Origin of the sequence: Streptomyces sp. NPDC102441 (genome assembly GCF_044765585.1) — a bacterium.
Lineage (GTDB): Bacteria > Actinomycetota > Actinomycetes > Streptomycetales > Streptomycetaceae > Streptomyces.
The window spans coordinates 20,308-35,101 of the sequence record NZ_JBIWKH010000013.1; the positions used below are offsets into that span (position 1 = coordinate 20,308).

General features: G+C 70.8%; 12 protein-coding genes. 4 read left to right on the forward strand and 8 right to left on the reverse strand.

What is annotated here, in order from left to right; translation table 11 throughout:
• Positions 1-10: 10 nt before the first annotated feature.
• From ACIREO_RS26705 to ACIREO_RS26720, 4 genes are all read right to left on the reverse strand, one after another.
• On the reverse strand, positions 11-1,219 hold the full coding sequence (locus ACIREO_RS26705; RefSeq protein WP_404114601.1) for an ROK family transcriptional regulator: 1,209 nt from the start codon (positions 1,217-1,219) through the stop codon (positions 11-13).
• Between the two features lie 94 nt (positions 1,220-1,313).
• A complete protein-coding gene (locus ACIREO_RS26710; protein WP_404115078.1) occupies positions 1,314-2,180 on the reverse strand; it encodes a carbohydrate ABC transporter permease in 867 nt (288 codons plus the stop codon).
• A gap of 80 nt (positions 2,181-2,260) precedes the next feature.
• On the reverse strand, positions 2,261-3,241 hold the full coding sequence (locus ACIREO_RS26715; RefSeq protein WP_404114603.1) for a carbohydrate ABC transporter permease: 981 nt from the start codon (positions 3,239-3,241) through the stop codon (positions 2,261-2,263).
• Positions 3,242-3,274: 33 nt separating this feature from the next.
• Entirely contained in the window at positions 3,275-4,678 is a 1,404-nt protein-coding gene (locus tag ACIREO_RS26720; RefSeq protein ID WP_404114605.1) for an ABC transporter substrate-binding protein, read from the reverse strand.
• A 135-nt stretch (positions 4,679-4,813) separates the two neighbouring features.
• Between ACIREO_RS26720 and ACIREO_RS26725 the strand changes: the two genes are divergently transcribed.
• From ACIREO_RS26725 to ACIREO_RS26740, 4 genes are all read left to right on the forward strand, one after another.
• Positions 4,814-5,860: a zinc-binding alcohol dehydrogenase gene (locus ACIREO_RS26725; RefSeq protein WP_404114607.1), complete on the forward strand. Its 1,047-nt coding sequence runs from the start codon at positions 4,814-4,816 to the stop codon at positions 5,858-5,860.
• A gap of 69 nt (positions 5,861-5,929) precedes the next feature.
• Complete coding sequence (locus ACIREO_RS26730) at positions 5,930-6,730, forward strand: TIM barrel protein (protein ID WP_404114609.1); 801 nt, start codon at positions 5,930-5,932, stop codon at positions 6,728-6,730.
• On the forward strand, positions 6,727-8,112 hold the full coding sequence (locus ACIREO_RS26735) for an MGH1-like glycoside hydrolase domain-containing protein (RefSeq protein WP_404114611.1): 1,386 nt from the start codon (positions 6,727-6,729) through the stop codon (positions 8,110-8,112). The genes ACIREO_RS26730 and ACIREO_RS26735 overlap by 4 nt, the downstream gene beginning before the upstream one ends.
• Positions 8,109-10,058, forward strand: a complete 1,950-nt coding sequence (locus ACIREO_RS26740; protein ID WP_404114612.1) for a glycogen debranching N-terminal domain-containing protein — start codon at positions 8,109-8,111, stop codon at positions 10,056-10,058. The genes ACIREO_RS26735 and ACIREO_RS26740 overlap by 4 nt, the downstream gene beginning before the upstream one ends.
• Positions 10,059-10,317: 259 nt before the next feature.
• On the opposite strand, the gene ACIREO_RS26745 is transcribed toward ACIREO_RS26740, so the two are convergent.
• The 4 genes from ACIREO_RS26745 to ACIREO_RS26760 form a co-directional block, all read right to left on the reverse strand.
• A complete protein-coding gene (locus ACIREO_RS26745; protein ID WP_404114614.1) occupies positions 10,318-10,452 on the reverse strand; it encodes a hypothetical protein in 135 nt (44 codons plus the stop codon).
• Positions 10,453-10,725: 273 nt separating this feature from the next.
• On the reverse strand, positions 10,726-11,814 hold the full coding sequence (locus ACIREO_RS26750; RefSeq protein ID WP_404114616.1) for an alcohol dehydrogenase catalytic domain-containing protein: 1,089 nt from the start codon (positions 11,812-11,814) through the stop codon (positions 10,726-10,728).
• A 64-nt stretch (positions 11,815-11,878) separates the two neighbouring features.
• Positions 11,879-13,321 carry a sugar porter family MFS transporter gene (locus ACIREO_RS26755; protein ID WP_404114618.1) on the reverse strand — a complete coding sequence of 481 codons (1,443 nt, stop codon included), beginning with the start codon at positions 13,319-13,321 and terminating at the stop codon, positions 11,879-11,881.
• Entirely contained in the window at positions 13,318-14,769 is a 1,452-nt protein-coding gene (locus ACIREO_RS26760; protein WP_404114619.1) for an arabinose isomerase, read from the reverse strand. Before ACIREO_RS26760 ends, ACIREO_RS26755 begins: the two co-directional genes overlap by 4 nt.
• Between the last annotated feature and the right edge of the window lie 25 nt (positions 14,770-14,794).

Here is a 14,794-nt window from a genome sequence, read left to right on the forward strand (position 1 = left end):
GGCGGTGTGCTCAGGCGCCGGTACGGGCGAGTGCCGCGAGGCGGGCGTCGGCGCGTTCGGGGGCGTACAGGTGGTCGACGACCATGCGGGCGGCCCCGACGAGGGCCGCCCGGTCGCCCAGTTCGGAGGTGACGACCTGGAGGTGTGCGGTGGTACGTGGCATGGCGCGCTGGTAGATGAGTTCGCGGACTCCGGTGAGGAACGGGGTGCCGGCGAGGTCGCCGCTGAGCATCAGCACCCCGGGGTTGAGCAGGGTGACGACCGTGACCAGGACCTCGCCGACGCGCTGCCCCGCCTCACGGGCGAGCCTGACGGCATCCGGCTGGCCCGCGGCGAGATGCTCGCGTACGTCGGATCCGGACGCGGTGGGCACACCGGCCGCGGTGAGCTGACCGGCGATCGACCGGCCGCTGGCGACGGCGGCGAGGCATCCGTAGGACCCGCACATGCACAGGGCGTCGGGGCGGTCGTGCAGGCGGATGTGGCCGATGTCGCCCGCTCCGCCGTCGATGCCCCGGTAGACCTCGCCTCCGACGACGACACCGGCGCCGATCCCGGTGGACGCCTTGATCAGTACGAAGGCGCTGCAGTCCGGGTGACCGGCCCGCTGCTCGGCCAGCGCCATCAGATTGGCGTCGTTGTCGACGAACACGGGCAGAGGCCCGGCGGCCGGCACCGGACCGACGTGCTCGGCCCAGGCCTCGCGCAGCCGTTCGCGTACGGGGAAGCGGTCCCAGCCGGGCATGATCGGCGGCTGCACGATCCGGGCCGACTCCCAGTCCACCGGCCCCGGCACGGAGAGCCCGATGCCGCAGACGCGCTCGGCCCCCACCCCGGCCTCGGTGAGCAGCGGGCCGAACCAGCGCGCCAGTTGGTCCAGGGCGTGGTCGGGGCCGTCGGCGATGACGAGGTCACCGGTGTGCTCGGCGAGGACGGTTCCGGAGAGGTCGAGCACGGCGGCGCGGGCGTGCCGGGTCTCCAGGTCCGCGACGAGCACCACGGCATGGGCGGGGTCGAACTCCAGCCGGGCGGAGGGGCGTCCGCCGGTCGAGGTGCCGGTGGCACCGCGCAGCCAGCCCGCTCCGAAGAGCTGGTCGAGCCGGTGGCCCACCGTGGAGCGGGACAGGCCGGTCGCCTGCTGGAGCTCGCCGCGCGTGGTGGCTTCGCCGCTGCGAATGAGCTGCAGCAGATGCCCCGCACTGGCCTGGTTTCCTGCCATCCCCGCCGTCCTCGCCCTGTCTGTCGCGTCCGTGCCTGCCCCGAGGGGCTGTCGGTTCTCTCCCCGCCGGGCCCCCGGCTCCCGGCTCCCGGCGTCAGCCCTTGTCCGCTCCGCTGGTCAGGCCCTCGGTGAGGAGCCGTTCGGCGGAGAAGAACAGGAGTACCACAGGGATGGTGAGGACGACCGACCCGGCCATCAGCACCGTCTTGGACACCTCGATGCCGTTGGCCAGTTGCTGCAGACCCAGGGAGACCGTCCACCGTTCGGGGTCGGCCGCCAGGAAGAGGAGCGCGAACAGGAACTCGTTCCAGGCGATCATGAAGACATACAGCCCGGTGGCCATGAGGGTCGGCAGGGCGAGCGGCAGGATGATCTTGCGTACGGTCTGCAGCCGTGACGCGCCGTCGATCGCCGCCGCCTCCTCGATGCTGAACGGGATGGTGACGAAGTAGTTCTTCAGCATGTAGATCGAGACGGGGACGGTCTGCGCGATGTAGACGATGGCGAGCCCTACGAGGCTCCCGGACAGCCCCATCTTCGCGAACATGACGAAGAGCGGGACGGCCAGCAGCGTGGCCGGGAAGAGATAGACGGCCAGGAAGACCGCGCTGACCTGGCGGTTGCCGAAGAACTTCAGTCGGCTGACGGCGTACGCGCCCGGTACCGCGGCGGCCAGCGTGAGCAGGACCGTGGCGACGGCGACGATCGCCGAGTTGAGCAGCATGCCGAGGAAACCCTGGCCGCCGTCCTCCGAGGACTTGAGGACGCTCTCGTACGTGTCGAGCGTGAAGTCCTTCGCGGAGACCCAGAGGTTGCCCGGGTCGAGGAGCAGGGCGTCGATGGGCTTCACCGACAGCATCAGCATGTAGTAGAAGGGCACGATCGTGATCGCCGCGAGGAAGGCGATCACCACCCAGCGCAGGACTCCGAAGAACCGTTCCTCGAACTGGGCGCGGGTCAGCCGCGGCCGTGGCCGCCGCGGTGCGGGCAGCGGCCGGGCGGTGCGCTCGTCCGGCTCGTGGGTCATGGTCGGGGTGGGGGTCATGCCGACTCCTCCTGCATCTTCTTGCCGAAGAACTTGAAGTAGACGCCCAGGAGGGCCATGAGCACGACGGCGAGGACGAGTGCCTGCGCGGACGCGGCTCCGACGTCGAAGCGCGAGGTGAGGAAGTCGTAGACGCGGACTGCCACGACGTCCGTGCCGGAACCGCCGCCGGTGAGCAGGTAGATGTCGTCGAACTTGTTGAACGTCATGATGAAGCGCAGGACGGACAGCAGGGCGATGACGGGCATCAGCTGCGGCAGCAGGATGTGCCGGAAGCGCTGGGACAGCGTGGCACCGTCGACCTCGGCGGCCTCCTCGAGACCGTCCGGTACCGCCTGGAGGCGGGCGAGCATGAAGAGGAAGGCGAACGGGAAGTAGCGCCAGGTCTCGAAGGCGATGACGGTGAGCAGCGCCAGCGGGATGTCGAAATGGACCCCGAGTACGCCGACTTCGTAGGACCGGGTGGACAGGAAGGCGATGGGGTCGTCCCATCCGAAGAGCTTCTGGCCCCATTCGTTCACGATGCCGTACTGCGGGCTGAGTGCGACCTCCCAGACGAAGGAGACCGCGACCACGGGGGCGACGTACGGCAGGAGCATGGCGGCGCGCAGGGCGCCCCGTCCTCGGAAGGGCCTGCGCAGGGCGAGGGCGGCGATCAGCCCGAGGACGACGGAACCGGCGGTGGCGCCGACGGTGTAGAGCAGCGTGGTGCCGAGGCTGCTCCAGAAGCCGGGTGAGCCGAAGACCTGGGAGAAGTTGTCCAGGGTCCAGCGGCCGAAGAGGCCGTTCTCCTGGATGTCGACCAGCTTGGCGTTCTGGAAGGCGAGCAGGACGGTCCACAGGATCGGCAGGATCACCACGACCAGGACCACCAGGAAGGTGGGGGTCACGAAGGCGAGGCCCGCGCGGTTCTCCCGCCTGCTCGTACTCTGCGGTGGGACGCGGCGCTTCTTCGCGCCGCTCTGGATTGTGCTCATGGGTCGGTTACCTCGTGAGGGAGCGGCGGGCGGCTACTGGAGGGACTTCTGGAGGGCGGCCACTTCGTCGTTGGCCTCCTTGGCGGCCTCGTCGGGCGAGAGCTGGCCGCTGGTCATCGCCCCGATGGCCTTGGCGACGGGGAGTTCGCCGTTCGTGGCGCCGACGAGGGCGCCCTGCCCCTGGGTCAGGCCCCACCGCTTCATGCCGCCGACGCCGGTGACGAGCCGGTCGAGGAGCGCGGAGGGGTAGGCCTTCTGCATGGACTCGCGGCGGTCGACGCCCATGACGCTGGCGCGCCACGCCTGCTCGAAGGAGCCGGGCTTCTCCGCCGTGCCGGTCCGGACGGGGATCTTGCCCTCGGGCGCCATGCCGAACCAGTCGGCGTAGCCCTCGCCCATCATGTACTCGATGAACTTCTGGGAGGCGCCGGTCTCGGCGGTCCGGGTGACGGCCCAGGAGGTGATCTCGCCGAACTGGGCGGGTTCCTTGCCGTCGGGGCCCTTCAGGGAGGTGACGACGCCGGTGTTACGGGCCAGGAACTTCGGGTCCTTCTTGCACTCCGGGCAGCTGGGCAGCGCGTCCGCACGCAGGCCCGCGAGCTCGTCCAGCAGGAAGGACGACCAGACCATCATCGACGACTGCCCGGCGAAGTAGGTGGCGCGGGTGGAGTCGACGCTCTGGGTGCCGGGCGCTCCATGCTCGCGGGCGAGATCGTCGTACGCCGCGAAGGCGTTGCGGCACGCCGGTGAGTCGAGAGCGGGCTCGCCCGCCTCGTCGACCAGCTGGCAGCCGTTGGCCAGGGCGAGGTCCTCGAAGCTCTGCTGGGTGAAGACGTCCGAGGGGTCGGTGGCCAGCGACATGCCGTCCCTGCCGCCCTTGTCGAGAGCGGCGGCGGCCTTCAGGGCGCTCGGGTAGTCCTCCGGTGCGTCGAGCCCGGCCTTCGCGAACAGGTCCTTGCGGTAGACGAGGATCTGGAGCCAGGCGTCGGAGGGGACGCCGAGCCTGGTGCCGCTGTCGGAGGTGAGCTCGAGCGCGTTGCTGTTGAACGTGTCCGGCCGCAGGTCCTTCACGATGCGGTCCGCGACCTCGGTGTTGAGCAGGCCGTTGCCGTACATCTGCCAGACCTGGCCCATCGGGACCGCCCCGATCACGTCCGGGAGCTTGCCGGCTGCGGCGGCGGACATGATCAGCTGTGGGAGCTGCGCCTCGTCCACGCCGACGAGATCGACCTTGACGCCGCTCTCCTTCTCGAAACGGCTGATGACCTTCCTGGTCGCCGCCATCCGCGGCGGCAGGTTCTCCTGCGACCACACCGTGATCCTGTTGTCGGGCTGTTCTGCGCCGGAGCTGCCGGAGCAGCCGGCCAGGAGGCCCCCGGCCAGGGTCGCGGCGAGCCCGAACAGGGTCACCCTCGACCGTCGGGTCTTCATCACCATGCTGTGTCCTCACGCCACTTACGCACTGTCCTGACGCATCTCAGCATCACTTTTGCTTATTGACAAGACATAACTCTGAGATATCTTCGACTGAAGTCAGCGAGCAACACCCCTTCAAGCGCTACCGGAGCTCCCGTGGAACGCGTCGTCCAGTTCACCGGCCCCCGTCAGGTCGAAGTCGCCGAGCACGAGAGCGCTCCGCTTCCCGCGGGGCATCTGCGGGTACGCACCCGCTACTCCGGCATTTCGGCAGGAACAGAACTCACCGCCTACCGGGGGACGAACCCCTACCTGACGCGCACCTGGGACGCCGAGGCCCGGATCTTCCGCGACGGAGCGGCCGGGATCGAGTACCCGGTGGCCGGCTGGGGCTACTCCGAGGTCGGCGAGGTCACCGAGGTCTCGCCCGAGCTCGTCGGCACGCCCGGCATGCCGGTGGCGGGCGATCTGGTCTGGGGCATCTGGGGGCACCGCAGCGAGGGCATCGTCCCGGCCGAGCGCATGGTCGGCCACACCCTTCCCGCAGGTCTGGAACCGCTCGCCGGGGCCTTCGCCCGGGTCGGCGCCATCGCGTACAACGCGATTCTCGCCGCCGACATCCACCTGGGCGAGGACGTGGCCGTCTTCGGCCAGGGCGTCATCGGGCTGCTCACCACCCGCCTCGCCCAGCTCAACGGCGCGCGCGTCACGGCGGTCGACGCGCTCGACGGCCGGCTCGTGACGGCCCGTGAGTACGGTGCACGGCACACCCTCAACGCCCGTACCGGCACCGTCGCCGAGAGCATCCGTGCCGCCACCGGCGGGGCGGGCGCCGATGTCGCGATCGAGATCAGCGGTGTGTACCCGGCCCTGCACGAGGCCGTGCGCTCGGTCACCGTCGGCGGCCGGGTCGTGGCCTCCGGCTTCTACCAGGGCGACGGCGCCGGTCTGCGCCTCGGCGACGAGTTCCATCACAACCGGGTGCAGCTGATCTGCTCCCAGATCGGCGGGGTGCCCCCGCAGCTGGCGGGGCGCTGGACCGTCGAACGCCTCCAGCAGACCTTCCTCTCGCTGGTCGCCGAAGGCCAGGTCGACGTGAAGTCCCTGGTCAGCCATGTCGTCCCGGTGGCGGAAGCCGCCGACGCGTATGTGCTGCTCGACGAGACGCCCGCCGATGCCCTCCAGGTCGTCCTGGAGTTCTGAGCCCGGCCGCCCGGCCCGATCACCCACCTGAACTCCCGAGCGCCCTCCGACGGCGCCGAAAGGCATCCCATGCTGAAAACCGCCTGCCAGGAACAGCTCCTCCCCGGCGACACGCTCCAGGAGAAATGGGCCTTCGCCCAGGACGCCGGCTACGACGCCGTGGAGCTGCGGTCCAAGGGCGACTTCCACTTCCGTGACCGTCTGCCCGAGCTCAAGCAGGCCCGGGCCGACGGCGTGGTCATGCCGACCGTCTGCGTCGACATGCTGCACTTCTTCGCCGCGTTCGACGACGGCCTGCGCCGCGACGCCCTCGATCAGCTGAAGTCCCAGCTCTCCGTCGCTGCCGGGATCGGAGCGCTGGGCGTCCAGACCCCCGCGTCCTACGGGATGTTCTCGCGCAGGCTCCCCCCGTTCGAGCCGCCGCGCACCGAGGAGCAGGACCGCGAGGTCCTGCTGTCCGGCCTCTCCGAGCTGGGCGAGCACGCACGCCGCGAGGGCGTCACCCTCTATCTGGAGCCGCTCAACCGGTACGAGGACCACATGGTCAACCGGCTGGAGCAGGCCGTCGACCTGATCCGTACGGTCGGCCTGGACTCCGTCCGCATCGGCATCGACAGCTACCACATGAACATCGAGGAGGCCGACCCCTCGGCCTCGATCCTCGCGGCGGCCCCCTACATCGGTCACGCCCAGGTCAGCGACTCGAACCGCTTCCAGCCGGGGGCCGGCCACCTCGACTGGCCCGCCTGGATCGGCGCGCTGCACAGCATCGGCTACGACGGCTACCTCGCCGCCGAGTGCCGGCTGACCGGCGACCCCATCGCGGCCGTGCGCTCCGTCCCCGCGTTCCTCCGGAGGTCCGGGGCGTGACGTCGCTGCTCGAAACCCCCGTGCCCGCCGACGCCGATCACCTGACCCTTCGGCGCGGCGCGGCACGGGTACTCCTCACCAACTGGACGGGCTCCTCCACGGTCCCGTCGCGTGGTCTGTATCCGCACCAGTGGAGCTGGGACTCGGCCTTCATCGCGATCGGGCTTCGCCATCTCTCGGTACGCCGCGCCCAGCGCGAGCTGGAGAGCCTGCTGGGCGCGCAGTGGGCCGACGGACGTGTCCCGCACATCGTGTTCAGCCCCGCTGTGCCCCTCGACGCCTACTTCCCCAGCCCCGACTTCTGGCGTTCCTCCACGGACGGTGCCCCGGCGGGCGCCCCGGCCGGCACCGAGACCTCCGGCATCGTGCAACCCCCGGTGCACGCGCTCGCCGCCTGGCTCGTCCACCAGGCGGACCCGGAAACCTCGCACACCCGGGGCTTCCTGCCCCGGGTGTACGGCCGGCTCGTGGCCTGGCACGACTACCTCACGGGCCGCCGCGACCTCGGCGGCGGCGGGCTGGCGGCCATGGTGCACCCCTGGGAGCCCGGCATGGACAACAGCCCTTGCTGGGACGGCCCGTTGCGGCGCGTCGAGCCGGCCGCCCCCGGTTCGTACCGGCGCGCCGACCTCGACCACGGGCAGCCGTCGGAACGCCCCACCGACCTGGACTACGGACGGTATGTGCGGCTCGCCGCCGACTACCGGGACAACGGCTACGCGGACGTGCGGGGCGAACACGCCTTCGCGGTCGAGGACCCCTGCGTCAACGCGTTGCTGATCGTCTCGGAGCACGCCCTCGCCCGGATCGCAGCCGAGACGGGGGCGGACCCCATCCCCCACCAGGAGCGGGCGGCGCGTCTCACCGCGGCCCTGGTGGAGCGGCTCTGGTCGCCCGCCGACGGCATGTTCCTCTCCCGTGACCTGGTCGGCGGCGAGCTGATCCCCGAGCGCAGCGTCGCCGGGCTCGTCCCGCTCATCGTCCCCGGACTCCCTCAGGAGATCGTGGACTCCCTGCTCGATACGGCGACGGGCACCGGTTTCCGCCTCGGCGAGGTCCCGATGGCTCCGTCGTACGACATCACCGGGCACGCCTTCGACCCCTCCCGATACTGGCGCGGTCCCGCCTGGTTCAACACCAACTGGATGCTGGAACGCGGTCTGCGCGGGTACGGGCGGGTCCACGAGGCGGACGCGCTGCGCACGGCCATGCTCGACGCCGCCGGCGCCAGTTCCTTCGCCGAGTACGTGGACCCGTTCACCGCGCAGGCACGCGGCACCCGTGCCTTCGGCTGGACGGCGGCCCTCACCCTCGACCTGCTGGCCGCGTCCCGGCCGGCGGACGACGGCACCACTGACGCGTCGATCGGAGTACGCACGTGAACGGCACAGCGGACACCACCCTGGTCCGCGCGGGCACCTTCGCCGTCCTCGGGGCCGACGGCGGGGTGAGCGGCCGTCGCGGCACCTCCCCCGACGGACTGTTCCATCGCGACGCCCGGCACCTGAGCCGGTGGACACTGACCGTCGACGGCACCGAACCGGCCGTGCTGGTGCCGTCGGACGGAGAGGCGTCCGCCCGGTGCGTACTCACGCCCCCGGGCACCCGGGACGAACCTGCGGCCTACACCGTCTTCCGTGAACAGGCCGTCGAAAGCGGTGTGCTGACTGAGCGTCTGCGACTCGTCAACAACCGTCCCGCGCCCGTCACCGCGGTCCTCTCCCTCACCGCCGACGCCGACTTCGCCGACCAGTTCGAACTGCGGTCCGACAAGCGCCGGTACGAGAAGGCCGGTGCCCAGCGCACGGCGAGCGCCCACGCCGAGGGGGTCGGCTTCACCTACGAGCGCGGCGCGTGGCTGTCCCGTACGACGGTGTGCGCCACGCCCGCCCCGGCCTCCGTCCGGCCCGTCGGCGTGCAGGACACCGCCCACCGGCTGGACTGGCACCTGGAACTGCCCGCCCACGGCACGGCCGAACTCCTGCTCACCGTCAGGGCGTACGCGCACGGCGCGCCCGCGCCGGCCCTCGTCGGCACACCGGCCGAGGCCGTCGCGGAGCACGCGGCGGACACGTCGGCGTTCACGGACGCGCCGCTGCCCGTTCCGGCCGGCGCACCCGCGGGTCTGGCCGCCGCCTGTGCCCGTGGGCTGAGCGACCTGGCAGCGCTGCGGGTTCCCGCCACCGGCCCTGACGGCGAGCGCGTCCGCGTACCCGCGGCGGGGATCCCCTGGTTCCTCACCCTCTTCGGACGCGACTCCCTGTTCACCTCGCTCTTCGCGCTGCCGTACCGGCCGGAGCTCGCGGAGGGCACCCTGCGCGCCCTCGCGGCCACCCAGGGCGCGGAGTACGACACCGGCCGGGGCGAGCAGCCGGGGCGCATCGTCCACGAGATCCGGCACGGCGAACTGGCCCACTTCCGCCAGGTGCCGTACGGCCGCTACTACGGCTCGGTGGACGCCACCCCGCTCTTCCTGGTGCTCCTGGACAGCTTCACCGAGGAAACCGGCGACCGCGCGCTCGCCATCCGCCTCGAACACCACGCACGGGCCGCCGTGGACTGGATGTTCCGCGACGGCGGCCTGGACGACAGCGGCTACCTGATCTACTCGCCCGACCCGCAGGGGCTGGTGAACCAGAACTGGAAGGACTCCGACGGCGCCATCTGCTTCCTCGACGGCACCCAGGCCGAAGGACCGATCGCCGTCGCCGAGGCACAGGGATACGCCTACGACGCGCTGGTGCGCACCGCGCGACTGGCCCGCTCGGTGTGGGGCGACGACGCGTACGCCGACCGGCTCGACAGCGCCGCCACCGGTCTACGGGCCCGGTTCCTGAGGGACTTCTGGATGCCGGGCCCCGACTTCCCGGCGCTCGCCCTGGACGGCCGGGGCAGGCAGGTCGACTCGCTGGCTTCGGACGCCGGGCATCTGCTGTGGTCCGGCATCCTGGACGCCCGGCACGCGCAGCGCGTGGGGCGGCGGTTGCTGGAGCCCGACTTCTTCTCGGGCTGGGCGATCCGTACGCTGGCGTCCGGCCAGCCCGGATACCACCCGCTCTCGTACCACCGGGGCACGTCCTGGCCGCACGACAACGCGGTCATCCTGCTCGGCCTCGCACGGTACGGCCTGAAGGACGAGGCGCGCACGGTCGCCCTAGGCCTGCTGGAGGCGTCGGCCCACCACGGTCACCGGCTGCCCGAGGTCATGGCGGGCTACTCGCGCGCCCAGCATCCCCGCCCGGTGCCGTATCCCCACTCCTGCTCACCACAGGCATGGGCGGCGGCTACTCCCCTGGCCGTTCTCACGGCGCTGCGGGAGGAGGATTGACGCGTCGCCGCCTGCCGCGGCGCTCCAGGAGTGCACAGTCATGTCCCGTGGACCGGCGGCGGTAGCGACCGTGACGTCAGCGGGAGAGAGTGATGCGCGATGACTGTTCCCGGACGGCGGCGCCCCGGTCGGCCCGCGGCTCGTCAGCCACAGGACGACGGGGCGCGGGCTCTCGGTCCACACCTTCGAGTCGACGGGGCTCCCGGAGCAGGGCGTGTACGGGGCCGGGGCCTGAGAGCCGTCCCCGTACGCGGGACTGTTACTGCCGCACCCCGTGCCCCTGGTCCTGCAGGCGTCGGCCCTCATCCCGCAGCCGCTGGTCCTGCAGAGCCTTGCCGTCCGCTTCCATCTTCCGCCCTCGCAGCAGCTTGAGCGTGGAAAACATCTTGCCCATGAGATCACCCTCACGATCTCGATACCGCCGGACCCGTGCACGACAGATCCTTCCGCCCGGCTGACCGGGGCGGCTCCGAAGAGCCGCGCCGGTCCTCCTTGCCCCAATTTCTCCCACCCATCGAAACCGAACGCAAGTGCGTGCAGGTCGCTCGTCGCCTGGGAGTGAGCGGATGGCGTCGCGAAGGCTCCGGAGCGGCCGACGTGGCGGGGAACCCACACGGCTGAGCCGTACCTCCTTGTCGGGCGCACACGGCCTGCCGACGCACATCGGTCAGGCCGGTGTGGGCGCGGCACCCACGCGGATGATCGTCTTCACGTCCGCGCCCGCAGTCCCCTCCGTCCAGGCGCGATGTGCCTCCTCCAGGGACAGCGTGCGGGTGACGAGCTCGTCCGCCTGGAACCGTCCGGCCTCCAGCCCGGCGATGACGGTCGGCCAGGTGAAGCGGTAGCGCATCACCCCCCGGATCTCGACCTCGCGCTCGAGCACCGAAGGCATCGGGACGCTCGCATCCTGCGCACCCACCCCGATGAACACGGCCTTGCCCCCGGGGCGTACGTAGGTGCAGCCGGTGTGCCGGACCGTCTGGACGCCGGTGCACTCCATGAGCACGTCGAACTCGTCCTTCACCTCGTCGAGCGAGGTGACGGCTTCGGCGCCGAGGCGGGCGGCGATCTCCCGCCGGGAGCCCTGCGGCTCGACCAGGACGACCCGCTCCGCGCCCCGGTTGCGGGCTACCTGCAGGGCGAAGAGACCGATGGGGCCACCGCCGGTGATCAACACATGGTCACCGATGGTGACTTCCCCACGCTGTCCGGCCCACAAGGAGACGGAGATCGTCTCCACCATCGCCGCGGCGTCGTCGCTGACCGAATCAGGGATCGGGAAGGCGTTGGCTGCCGGCACGACCACGTACTCCTGGAGCGCTCCCTCCGCTCCTGGCACGCCGTGGAAGAGCTGGTCCGGGCAGATGTTGTACTCGCCACGCCGACATTGACGGCACTCGCCGCACGGCACCAGCGGCTCCACGGCCACCCGTCGGCCGGAACGGTTCGCGTCGACGCCTTCGCCGACCGCCACGATCCGGCCGCCGAACTCGTGCCCCATGACGAAAGGCTCGGTCATGACATCGCTGCTGGCCCGGCCCTCGGCGAAGAAGTGCTTGTCCGATCCGCACACACCGACCGAGCCGACCGCGATCAGCACCTCGCCGGGCCCGGGGGACGGCACGGGCCGCCGCTCCAGCCGCAGGTCCTGCCTGCCGTGCAGCACCAGTGCCTTCATCGTCGTGGGCAGGGGCCGCCCGGGAGTGCCGGCATCGGCCGCGGCACGGTCCGTCCGGGTTTCACGGGTCTCGCTCATGTCGGCTCTTCTCTCTCGTGTCTCTCATACAGGGCCATCCGCCGGGGCCCCGGGAACTCAGGATTCAGGCCCGGGGCCGGGCGGCGCGCGGAGCGAACGTGCCGGCGTCCAGGCTCGCCTCGATCTCTTCCAGGGTGCGGCCCTTCGTCTCCGCCATGCGCCGCAGGGCGAACAGCCAGGCCGCTATGTTCATCACCGCGAGGGCGCCGAAGACCAGGCCCACGCCGAGCCGGTCGGCAGCGAAGTACAGCAGCAGCGTCACCAGGAAGTTGGTGATCCACAGCACCAGCGCGGTGAGGCCGGTTCCCTTGCCCCTCAGCCGCAGCGGGAAGATCTCGGCGAAGTACAGCCAGGCCACCACCGACAGGCTGCCACCGTTGAAGGCGAAGTAGGCCAGCAGGCAGATGATCACAGCCGCCTGGCCGCCGCCTCCCAGGGAGGCCGTGGAGCCGCTCGACCACGGGAGCATGGCCGCCATCAGGCCCAGAGCGATCACGGCGCCGGGCAGTCCGAGCAGAACGAGCCTGCGTCGTCCCCACTTCTCGACCAGGTAGATACCCAGGACCGTGAAGACGGTCAGGACCACACCGACACCGACGGAGCCCAGAGTCGCCGCCGACGCTCCGAAGCCCGAGAGCTCGAGGAGCGACGGCGCGTAGTAGATGATGGCGCTGATCCCGGTGATCTGCGAGAACAGTGCGACGCCGACGCCGGCCACCACCGCGGGGCGTACCGACGGCTGGAACAGTTCCTTCCAGGTGGCGCCCTCGAGCTGGAGAGTGGCACGGATCTCCGCGATCTCCGCCTCGGTCTCGTCCTCGGAGGCACGAACCCTGCGCAGCACGGCGCGCGCCTCCTCCTCCCGGCCCCGGGCGAGCAGCCAGCGCGGGCTCTCCGGCAGGCGGGCCATCGCCACCAGGAACAGGGCGGCAGGCACAGCTGCCAGAGCCAGCATCCAGCGCCAGGCCTCGGACGGTCCGAGCAGGTGGCCGGAGAGATAGGCGAGGAGGGTGCCTACGCAGATCATTACCTGGAAGAGGGAGGTCTGAGCACCGCGCATGTGGGGCGGTGCGAGTTCGGCGATGTACACGGGGACGATCTGCGACGCGCCGCCGACCGCCAGACCGAGCAGGAAGCGCATGACCACCAGCGTGGTCAGGTCCGGGGCGAGGCCACAGCCGACAGCGAACGCCACGAAGAGCACGGCGACCAGCATCGTTGTCGGGCGGCGTCCGATCCGGTCGGAGACCGGACCGGTGAGCAGCGCCCCGAAGATCGCGCCGAGGAGCGTGATCGCTGTGACGGTGGACTGCATGAACGTGTCGTCGGCTATACCCATCGGGGCCTTGAGATACAGCAGGGCGCTGCCGATGATGCCTGTGTCGTAGCCGTACAGCAGGCCGCCGATGCTGGCGCTCAGGGCGATCATGAGCGTGAAGCCGTTGCCGCCCTTCCCTCCGGCGGCGGGGTCCGCGACGGCCCCCGGGCCGGGGCCGGCGGCCGTCATGGCTGCACCCGCAGGTACTCGGCGCCGAGCAGGTCGGCCAGCGCCTCGATGTCTGCGGCCCGGTGGCCGACACCCATGGCCCAGTGGTGGGTGGAACCGGAACGGCTCCAGGCGTCGGCCCAGTCGCCGGGATCGCATCCGAAGTCGACCCTGGACGTCGTGTTGCCGATCCTCAGCAGCGGACCGTCGACGACCGTGCCCTCGGAGGCGATGAACTTCAGGCGCCCGTCGTGGAGTTCGCCGATGGAGTACTGCGTCACCGGCCCATGCGCGATGTCGACCTCGACGGACACTCCCCCGCCGGACTTTCCGTGGTAGACGTCCAGGCTGCGGAGCAGCGGCTTGCGCGCGGTGATCGCCGTGTCCGCGGCGTCGTTGTGGCCGACCTCGCACACACCGTCGTCGAAGTTGAGCGCCTGGCCTTCCGTCAGGGTGCCGCCCGCTCCGTACTGATCGAGGACGTACATGGCGGTCGCCGCCCGCACCTCGTACTCGGTGACGGTGGGTATACCGCACGACGAGAGCAGTGTGGCGCCGATGGCGAAGCCCGCGCCGAGGCGCTGGAGAAGAGTGTCCTCCTCTCCGAAGTAGAAGTACGCGAGCGTGTCGAGGGCGTAGTCGTCGACGAGGTGGTCCAGCGCCGCGGAGACCCGGGCCTGGAAACGTACGTTGGCACGGTCCGCACTCGGGTCGATGTCGAAGACCTGCTCCACGACGTCGAGCACCTTCTCGGTCTCGGCGTCGGTGACCTTGTCGTACCGAAGCTTCAGGTCGTCGAACTCGAGAACCTCCACATGGCCGCCCAGGGTGCCGGTGATCGCCGTGATGTTGGTGGCGATGTCGAACATGCCGGGGTACAGGTGCCCCATCATCCCGTGGCGTGCCCTGCGCAGGGCACGGACGACACCCGCGGTACGCACCCAGCGGTCGATCTTCTCCCAGGCGCGGGGGTCGTCGAGGTGGCCGGAGACGCTTCGCACCGGCATGCCGAGCCGTTCCAGGGCGACGCCGATCTCGGGGAGACCTGCGAAGCCCGCGTAGCCGAGCCAGTCCCCCGTGCCGAAGGTGGCGTGGTCCATGGACGAGGAGGGCTGGAGACTGACGAGCAGGATCGGGGCGCCGCCGTACTTGAACACGGGCAGCACCTGCGCGGACGTCATGTAGGTGGCGACGAAGACGACGATGAGGTCGCAGTCGGCCCGGCGGAGCCGCTCGGCCGCGGCCGCTCCTGCCACTGGATCGGAGACGACTCCCGCGTCCTCGACGAAGGCGCCGCTACCCGCGATGTGATCCCGGATCCGTGCCGCGGACGCCTCGATGGTGGGGAGAAGCCCGGGGAACTGCGGCCAGTAGTTGCCCAGGCCACCGGTGACAAGCCCGATCCGGGCGTGGTGGGTGGGGACACGTGTCAGCGGAGTCGGTGGGACGACGGGTGCGGGGAACGTCATGAGGTGGAGCTCCTGAGGTGAGATG